This is a genomic window from Spirosoma arboris, assembly GCF_009754945.1.
Classification (GTDB): domain Bacteria; phylum Bacteroidota; class Bacteroidia; order Cytophagales; family Spirosomataceae; genus Spirosoma; species Spirosoma arboris.
This window is the reverse complement of the sequence record NZ_WPIN01000058.1, coordinates 1-1,203: the sequence shown is the minus strand read 5'-3', so window position 1 is coordinate 1,203 and position 1,203 is coordinate 1. Positions and strand designations below refer to the sequence as shown.

Here is a 1,203-nt window from a genome sequence, read left to right as displayed (position 1 = left end):
CAGACTACTGGACAAAACGGAATCGACGCGGTTTTGCCGACTTGAAAATACATAGCAGGTAGCCTATAAACTGATCAAAAACCAGCAGCGTTGCATTAAGCATCTCCAATCCCTTCTTGAACAGCGACTGCGCTGGGCTACTATTGCCATTCCGGTAAGTTTTTGTCCCGATTTGCTCGCTGACCGCTTCGCCCGCTTCCACACTCAGCACGTAAGCAAAGACGACCACGGCCAGTAGCAATTCAATCTTGGCCGATTGCTTGAAGTTCATTGATTCCAAATTGAAACCGTTCGTTTTAAGTGCTTTGAAACACTGCTCGATGCGCCACCGCTTGCGGTAATGAGCCGGCACAGCCTTAGCATTGTCCAGACTAGTCAGCCAATAAAAAACCGGTTCTGCCCGCTTGCGCGGATCCCTTGGCGGGCGCGGGTCTTCGTTGCGACACATCACTAGTTTGAGCCGACAGTCAGCCCAGTTTAGCCACGTCCACACGGCCCGCTTCCGGCGCAAGGCCTTTCTCTCTAGGGTTCGGTAGCTCGTCAGCGTATCATGTTTGTAGCACTCGCGTTGTAGCCGAATCACAAAATCAATCCCTTGTTGATGGAGAAAAGTGAACCAAAGCTGGCCCGTGTACTCCCGGTCAGCCAGCAGAATCTTCCCCTTTAGGTTGTACAGTTGAGCGGCTTCTTCCATAAATGACTGCCGCTCACACCCATTACTGTGGCCTTTTTTGTCGAGATCGCGCCACAGAACGGGTATGGCAACGCCTTGATAAATAAAACTTAATACGAGCAAATGCACATTTTTCTGACCTAATCGCCAAGTGGTTGCATCTAAAATAAGGTACCTGACCCGGCCACTAAGCAGCGCAACTGTACACCGCAAAATGGCCTTGGTCAACTGATGCGACTGGCTCATATTGAAAAAACGGATGAGTCGTTTATAGTGGCTGGCGGGTTGCCGGTTGGCCTTGCCCAGGAGCGTACCCAAGCGGTCTTTGACAGTGTTCATATTGCTACTGCGGCTGGTGAGCAGGGCCTGAGCAATGAGGAACAAGTTTTTGACGATTCCCCGGCTGAAGGGAGCCAGGTGTGGCGTAAGTTGCTGAAAAGTAGCAGGTAGCATTGGAGGTTGGGGCTAAGTATTGGTAAGACCCAATTTAGCTAGACTAGACTTATGTTCTCAAAATGTCCAGTAGTCTG

General features: G+C 50.5%; 1 protein-coding gene. It reads right to left on the bottom strand.

Going from position 1 to position 1,203, the window contains the following annotated elements:
- Positions 1 to 4: 4 nt before the first annotated feature.
- A complete protein-coding gene (locus GO755_RS40635) occupies positions 5 to 1,126 on the bottom strand; it encodes a transposase (RefSeq protein WP_157591167.1) in 1,122 nt (373 codons plus the stop codon).
- Positions 1,127 to 1,203 lie beyond the last annotated feature (77 nt).